Source organism: Sinomonas sp. G460-2, assembly GCF_047759905.1.
Classification (GTDB): Bacteria; Actinomycetota; Actinomycetes; order Actinomycetales; family Micrococcaceae; genus Sinomonas.
Window position 1 is genome coordinate 1 of the sequence record NZ_JBKZWT010000177.1, and the last position, 7,454, is coordinate 7,454.

At 70.1% G+C, this 7,454-nt stretch carries 4 protein-coding genes, 3 tRNA genes and 1 pseudogene; 4 read left to right on the plus strand and 4 right to left on the minus strand.

What is annotated here, in order from left to right:
- A partial coding sequence (gene mobF / locus ACLN58_RS14840; protein ID WP_415856033.1) for a MobF family relaxase occupies positions 1 to 3,398 on the minus strand: 3,398 nt, incomplete at its 3' end.
- 809 nt (positions 3,399 to 4,207) lie between these two features.
- Here mobF and ACLN58_RS14845 point away from each other — a divergent pair.
- Together ACLN58_RS14845 and ACLN58_RS14850 are read left to right on the plus strand one after the other, a co-directional pair.
- The gene (locus tag ACLN58_RS14845) at positions 4,208 to 4,402 is read left to right on the plus strand and encodes a helix-turn-helix domain-containing protein (protein WP_415856034.1); all 195 of its coding nucleotides are present in this window, start codon (positions 4,208 to 4,210) and stop codon (positions 4,400 to 4,402) included.
- The gene (locus ACLN58_RS14850) at positions 4,402 to 5,565 is read left to right on the plus strand and encodes a tyrosine-type recombinase/integrase (protein WP_415856035.1); all 1,164 of its coding nucleotides are present in this window, start codon (positions 4,402 to 4,404) and stop codon (positions 5,563 to 5,565) included. The genes ACLN58_RS14845 and ACLN58_RS14850 overlap by 1 nt, the downstream gene beginning before the upstream one ends.
- 99 nt (positions 5,566 to 5,664) lie before the next feature.
- Here the strand turns inward: ACLN58_RS14850 and ACLN58_RS14855 are convergent.
- The 3 genes from ACLN58_RS14855 to ACLN58_RS14865 all read right to left on the minus strand — a co-directional run bounded on the left by ACLN58_RS14855 (position 5,665) and on the right by ACLN58_RS14865 (position 6,015).
- Positions 5,665 to 5,740: transfer RNA gene (locus ACLN58_RS14855), tRNA-Phe, on the minus strand.
- A 49-nt stretch (positions 5,741 to 5,789) separates the two neighbouring features.
- Positions 5,790 to 5,863, minus strand: a tRNA-Asp gene (locus tag ACLN58_RS14860).
- Positions 5,864 to 5,942: 79 nt separating this feature from the next.
- Positions 5,943 to 6,015 (minus strand) — tRNA-Glu (locus ACLN58_RS14865).
- Positions 6,016 to 6,158: 143 nt separating this feature from the next.
- On the opposite strand from ACLN58_RS14865, the gene ACLN58_RS14870 reads away from it, so the two are divergent.
- Together ACLN58_RS14870 and ACLN58_RS14875 are read left to right on the plus strand one after the other, a co-directional pair.
- A complete protein-coding gene (locus ACLN58_RS14870) occupies positions 6,159 to 6,533 on the plus strand; it encodes a metallopeptidase family protein (RefSeq protein WP_415856036.1) in 375 nt (124 codons plus the stop codon).
- A 148-nt stretch (positions 6,534 to 6,681) separates the two neighbouring features.
- Positions 6,682 to 7,454 (plus strand): annotated as a pseudogene (locus tag ACLN58_RS14875) (glycoside hydrolase); the annotation flags it as partial.

Below are 7,454 nucleotides of genomic sequence, written 5' to 3' on the forward strand. Positions count from 1 at the left end.
GGGGTCGGCTCAATTGGCTCCAGGTCGGTGATCTGATAGCGGTCTCGGTACGCCGCGACGATGCGGGCCTGTCGTCGCCATGCGCGGAGCTCCGCCGGGTCGGCGGGCGGGCTCCCGAGCCGGCTGGCCCAGGGGGCGTGTTCGGTGAGCGCGGTGTCGAGGGTCGCGTCGGCCCGGGCCTCGATCAGGGCCTCTCGTTCGTCCAGCGCTTGGCGCATCTCGTTGGTCATGGGTCCGGCGGCTCGTGGGATGAGCCCGGCGATCAGCTGCGGGGGCTTGCGGGTGCGGCCGGATCCGGTTGGCCTGGCGGCTGCCCTTGCCAGACGGGTGTGGAGGATCGCTGCGATGTCGTCGGCGTCGTCGAAGCCTCGCGCAGCGACCAGCCGCGGGAGCAGGGTGTCAAGGTCGTGGCGGTTGGCTTCGGCGAGGCGGAGTTCGGCGGAGAGCGCACCCCACGCGTCGGAGGCGAGCACGTCGTCGACCTCCTCGCCGGTGAGCCCGGAGCGCTGGAGGAGGTCGGCCCAGCGCTCGTGCTGGGCTGCCTGGGCGATTGTCTCGTACTCGGCCGCGAGCTGCCCGATCCCGGTCCACCGGTCCTGATCCGCGGCGAGGGCCTCGCGGGCGGAGGGTTCGGCGCCGACGTGCTGGAGCACCCCATGGAGCACCGAGCCCGCGGCCGCTCGGGCGTCCTCGGGGCGCGGTTCGAGGTGCTCCCGGTCGTTGCGCTCGATCGCGACATACACGCGGTTGCAGTCGCGGCCGCGGGTCATGGCGACATAGAGGTTCTCCCGCGTCGTGGTCCTGCTCACGAGGGTGTGGGCGGTGTCGGTGGTGACGCCCTGGGCGCGGTGGGCGGTGATCGCGTAGCCGAGGTCGAGGTGTTCGGCGACGTAGGCGGCGGGCAGGACGATACCGCTACCGAACCGGATGCCGGCGGGTCGGACCGTAACGGATCCGTCCTCGCGGATGCGGGTGACGGTCCATCGGTCTCCGTTGCGCACCCAGGTGGACGCGTTGCGCAGGCGCCGGTCGTTGCGGCGGGTGATGACCAGGTCTCCTGCGGAGACGGCGCTGCCGTCGTGCAGTGGGAGTTCGCGGGCGGGGTCCACGGCGCCGGCGATGATGCGGTCGGCCCTGGCCCGGGTGTTCAGCTCGGTGATGGCCTGGTGGGTTTCGGCGATCAGGATCGAGGCGAGCCCGGCGTCGAGGTCCGCGCGCCAGGCGTTGTAGGCGGCATCGGTCATCGCCTCGGCCTCGCCACCCACGACACGGCCGTGGTCTAGGAGCGTGTCGATGGCTTGGGGGCGCCCGTGGCGGAGCTGGAGGCTGGTGGTCTTCTCCCAGGCGTGGGCGAACCGGTGGATGTCGGTCAGCTCGGGGGCGTCGGCGCGGGCGTGGACGAGCATCCCGAACGCCCCGCCGGCGTCGACGGACTGCAGCTGCCCCCAGTCCCCGACGAGCAGCAACTTGGCCCCGGCCTCGGCCGCGAGGCCGCTGATGCGGTCCAGGGAGGCGGTCCCGGCGAGGGAGGCCTCGTCGATGATGACCAGCTGGCCGGTGCTGAAGGTTGCACCGGTAGTGGTGTGGGTGTGCCACCACTTCGCGGTGTTCTCGGCCGGGATCCCGAGGTCCTCGGCCAGGACCTGGGCCGCGGCCGCGGAAGGTGCCATGCCTATGACGGACCCGGTGCCGCGCTCGGCTTGCCAGGCGCGGCGGAGGGCGCTCATGGCCGTGGTCTTGCCCGCGCCTGCGGGACCGACGAGGACGTCCACGACCCTGCCGGAGACGGCGACTGCCGCGAGTGCAGCGGCCTGGTCTTCGCCGAGCATCCGCCCTTCCGGATCCGGGCTGGCCGTGATCTGCTCGACCGTGGCCAGCGGCACGACCGGACCCGTGGTGTCGTCGGAGCGCTGCAGGAGCCGGTCCTCGGCGGCCAGCAAGGCCTCGGAGGAGTAGAGAGTCGAGTGCTTGGGGCGGAAGCGACTCGTGCCGTCGTCCCTGCGGAACCCGGTCGGACTGCTCGCTGCCTCGGGCGGGGTCAGACGCAGGGATGCCTGCTCGGCGGCGTCGACGACCATGCCCGTGATCGCCTCGCGATCCTTCGTGCTGGCGAACCGCCAGCCCATCAGCTGCCGGGACGCTTCGGCGTGGAGGTTCCAACGGGTCCAGGTCGCACGCTTCTCGGCCACGGCCTCCATGGCCGTGCGGCCGAGGTCGCCGATCGCCTCCAGCGGCACGTCGTCCGCGCGTAGCAGCGGCGGTGCGCCGTCGCCGCCGGTGAGGGTGCGTGCCCATCCGGTCGCATCCTCGCCCAGCACCGACGTTGTGCGGCCCCGCCACTCGGTCGTGAGGTCGGCGAGGGAGCGGATGACCTTCTCGGGCCGGGTTGCCAGAGTCGCCTGCGCGCGCAGCTTCAGCACGGTCGTCGTGGAGGGCGGCCGCCCGTGCCGGGCAAGGTAGTCGGCGATCAGCCGGTCCTTCTCCGCCTCGATGTGCCGTGACCGGGTGGAGAACTCGGCGATCAGATCCTCCGGGACGCCGTGGATCTCCCACGCGGGGTTGCGGTCCCGGCCGCGGTCGCGCGCCTCCCACCCGATCCCGAGGGTGCGGGTGAGGCTGTCGGCGAGGGTCGCGTTGTACAGCTCGGAGATCGCGACCACGGCGGAGTGCACCGGGCGGCCCGCGAGGGTGCGCCATTTCCCGTCCTGCACCGCGCGGACCTTGTTCGAGATCACCACGTGCGTGTGCAGCTGCGGGTCCCCGCTCCGGCTGTCGTAGTGGTCGAACGCTGCGGCGACGACCCCGGCGACATCGACGTGCGCAACCGCCCCGTCCGGGCCGGTGGCACCGACCCGGGTCGCCGCAACCTCCCGCTCCAGGAACGCAACCAGCTCCGCAACCGCCGCATGGTGCGCGTCGGCGATAAGAGCCTGCGTCCCGGCATCGGCAACGGCCCACAACGCCGAAACGGACTTCGGGACGCTGAACGTGAAGTCGAACCCGGCCACCGCGCGCCGGGTGCCGCGCTGCGCCTCCTCGGCCTCGATCGCCGCAGCCTCCCGCGCCCGACCCGCCGGCCCGAGGTCCGGGGCAAGCGCGGCGACGCGCTGCGCCACCCGCTCCGTGACCGGGGCGAACCGCTGATACGCCCTACCCAGCGACTCGCCGCTGACAGGGTTGTGGCCCTTCCCGATCAGGAGCTCGAGCTGAGCCTCCGACACGATCCCGCCGGCTGCGAGTTCCCCGTCGCCGAGCTTTGCCAGGCCCGCCCCCAGCCAGAACCCGGGCGGGTTCCCCGCCTCCGCGTAGTAGCGGGTCAGCGGAGTCGAGAGCGAGCGGTCGCCATCACCCGCGGCAACCGTCTTCAGCAGGTACCTGTACCCTTCGCCCGCGCTCATCACCCGCATCGAAACCGTCACACCAACAGGTGCGCAAACCGTCAACTCCGAGTTGATTCGCGACCCTTGAACCCCGCCTGAAAGACGTGTGATCGTTCGGAAAGGGGCTCTCCACGGGGGCGGGATCGGGCCCAGAGAGGACAAGAACACGGCGAGCACCGAGTCACGCTTCGGTGGCCGGCGAACGGGCCGCAGCGGGAATTATCGTGCGCAGATCGCACTGCGGCGGCTGACTGGCGCGGGCGGCCGAGATCGGGCGCCGACACCGGGTGAGCCCGTACTCCTATACCTGCCGGGAGCTGGGCATTCATGCGCACGCCGAGCGATGAGCAGAAGGACCGGAGCGGTCCGAAGTCCCAAATCAAGCGCGCGCGGCCATCACGCACGCAATGTCAGCGGACATCCGGCGTGCACCGCTGAAGGAAGAAACCCCAGGTCACACGGTGGCGCCACCGTGGCGCCACCGTCAACCCTGACCCGATCCGGGGACCCCGAGGGCCCGGGCTGCCTTGCCGGCTGGGCAACGCCAAAGCGCGAGCCCGCGAACGCATCATCGCACCGCGGCACCCTTGGCGTCCACCCCAGAGCCTGCAGACCACCAGCAGCGTGCAACCATCCGGCCCAGGATCCTCGTGCGCACCTTCCCGGCAGAGCGACTCCGTCCGGGAGCCGACGCCAGAAGACAGGACCGTTCCATGCCCATCAATGCACACGAATCCCCCGCCCTGTTCCCAGCACCCAGCCGATCGACGAGCGGGGTTCCACGGTCCCCACGTCGCCTCGGCGAGCCGTCGAGGGAAGCGGGACCAATGAGTGAGTCACCGCGCCCGGAGTATCTGACCCGCGCCGAGGCCGCCGCCCTGTGCCGAGTTCCCCTGCCGACCTTCGACAAGCTCCGCCGCGACGGCCTGGTCCCTCCCCACGATGCCGAGGTCGGCAAGCACAAGCTGTGGCGGGCAGAGACGATCGAGGAATTCCTCGAGGTCGGCGGGACGATGCCGTGATGTCCGGGCGACCATCGAAGGACTCCCCGGTGCGGATCGACCCGAACACGGGCCGCCCGCTCCCTGAGGGCATCCGCTGGCGAACGGATCGCCGCCGCTACCAGATCCGCCTCGTCATCCACGATGTCGACGGGACGCCGAAGGAACGCACGCAGATGTTCCTCACCCTCATGGAGGCGAAGAAGGAACTAGCCAAAGCTCTCGCTGGGAAGAATCGGGACGGGACGATGACCCTGAGCCAATGGCACGAACGCCACTGGCCCGCGATCGCCGCCTCGGTGCGGCCGGCGACGGCACGCGGATACGACGTGGCCTGGCGGCTGCGGGTCCAGCCCACGCTCGGGCACGTCAGGCTCGAGGCGATGACCTCGCCGCTGATCGAGGCGGCGATGGTGAGGTGGTCCGGTACCCCGTCGGTCAAGGTGGACGCCCTCGCGGTCCTGAGCCGGCTCCTCGACGCTGCCCGGCGTGCCCGCATCATCGACTACAACCCGGCCCGCGAAATCAGGCGGCCCACCCAGGACGCCGGGATCTCCCCGACCTCACGCGCCCTGACCCTGGAACAGATAGCGCGGCTGCTCGAGGCGGTCCCCGCCGGGCCCTACCGCCGCTACACCGCCGCGCTCGTCTACACCGGGATGCGCGCGGGCGAGGCGACCGCGGTGCGGGTACGCGACGCTGACCTCGAGCAGGGGATCATCAGGGTCAGCCGCAGCTTCTCCCCCGGCCCGCACGGGGAGCTGATCGAGCAGAGCCCCAAGAGCCACAAGGACCGTGTCGTACCCATCATCCAAGCCCTCCGTCCCCATGTGTTCGAGGCAATGAAGGGCAAAGGGCCGGACGAGCTGCTGTTCTCCGGTCCCGACGGCGGCCGGCTGACCGCGAGGAACCTCCGCCGCGCCGTGGACTGGGAGAAGATCCGCATCGCGCTCGGGAGCCCGGACTTCCGCGTGCACGACCTGCGGCACACCTTCGCGACCATCCTCTTCGATGCCGGAGCCTCCGCCCCGGACGTCCAGGCCGTGCTCGGGCACTCCAGCCTCCAGGTCACCGAACGCTATTCCCGCGCCCGCGAAGGGGTCGCCCGGCGCGCCGGCAGCGTGCTCGACGCCGCCCTTAATGGCCCCGTTATGGCCCAAAAACGCGACGTGCCACGGCTGTGAGGGGAAAGGCGGCACGCCGTCAGGCAAGAAGCGACCCGAGAAACCGCCCCTGACCTGGGAAAACAAAGAACCCCGCACCTCATGGTGCGGGGTTCTTGATGGTGGCTCCGACCGGCGTCGATCCGGTGACCTTTCGATTTTCAGTCGAACGCTCTACCAACTGAGCTACAGAGCCCCGGTGACTCGTCACCGATGGCAACTTGACCGGGGCCATGTCGCCGAAGCGACCCTGACGGGACTTGAACCCGCGACCTCCGCCGTGACAGGGCGGCGCGCTAACCAACTGCGCTACAGGGCCTTGCAATGTCCGGGTTTACCCCGCTCACAAGATCTAAATCCTAGCAGACCCGCAGGTGCTGCTCCAAACCAGATCCGTGTACCCCCAACGGGATTCGAACCCGTGCCGCCGCCGTGAAAGGGCGGTGTCCTAGGCCGCTAGACGATGGGGGCCTGAGAACCTCACGGGACTCCCCCGGAGGGGCTTCCCAGTCGAAGTGGACGCAGAAAACTATACGGTGCTGCCGCCGTCGCCCACAAATCGCGAGGCCTGAACCCGCGGCTCCCGGGTTCCGCACCCGCACTACAGTGAGCCCATGGACGGGGCGTGGATGGACGAGGACGAGTTCGAAGAGGCGGTCGATTCCGCGCTCGCGCAGATTCCCCGGAGCCTTGCCCGGCACATGGACAACGTCGCCGTCTTCATCGAGGACCGCTACGTCCCGGGCCCGCACGACGACCCGAACACCGTCCTCCTGGGACTCTACGAGGGGATCCCGCTCACGGAGCGCGACTCCTGGTACGGGGCCGGCTCCCTGCCTGACCGCATCACGATCTTCCGCGAGCCGATCCTCGAGATGTGCTCGAGCCGCGAGGAAGTGATCCGCGAGGTCCTCGTGACGGTGGTGCACGAGATCGCCCACCACTTCGGGATCGACGATCGACGCCTCCACGAGCTCGGCTGGGGCTAGCGAGAGAAACACGCCCCGACACGCCGACACGCCGCAACATCCCGACAAATGACACTGCTGTTGTTTATGCTACGTCTGTGACTAGTGTTGCAATTGTGACACTTGGGCCGTAGCCTCGGGCAGGAGACCCGGAGGCTACGAGGTGTGCATGGATAGGAAACTGACATCGACTGCGAGACCGCTCGCAGCGTTCGGTGCTGCCATGGCGCTCCTCCTGACCCTCGTTGCAGCCCCCGCGACGGCAGACGATCCCTCGATTCCCACTCCCGAGGAGATCAACGCCGCGAAGACAAGCGCCGACGCGACGGCCGCCGAGGTCACCCACGTCGAGGGGCTCATCAACTCGGCCCAGGACGCCCTGAGTCGCAGCACGGTCGACACGATGCGCGCCAACGACACGTACAGCATGGCGCTCGTGACGCTCGACAAGCGCCGCACCGACGCACAGGCAGCTCAGGCCAAGGCCGACGTCGCGTCCGCCGCCGACGCGAGCGCCAAGAAGCAGGTCGGCGCTCTCGCGGCCGAGCTCTACCGCAGCGGCGGTCTCAACCCGGGCGTCCAGGCTTTCGTCTCGGACAACGGGGGCAACGTCCTGGACCGCGCGGCGGCCCTCCAATCCATCGATGCCCGGCGGGCGGAAGCCTTCAGCTCCGCGCAGCAGGCCGCCGCGGCATCGGCGCAGCTTCGCGAGCAGGCGAACCGCGCGGCACAAGCGGCCGACGACGCCGCGCGCGCGGCTCAGCAGGCCAAGGCCGCGGCCGACGCGGCCAACACGTCCTACCGCAACGCCGTGACCCAGGCCAACGCCCAGCGCACGACGCTCGTGAGCCAGCTCGCGACGCTGCGCAACACGACGGTCCAGCTCGAGCAACAGCGCGTCGCGGGCCTCGAGCAGCAGCGCCAACAGCAGCAGTACGCGGC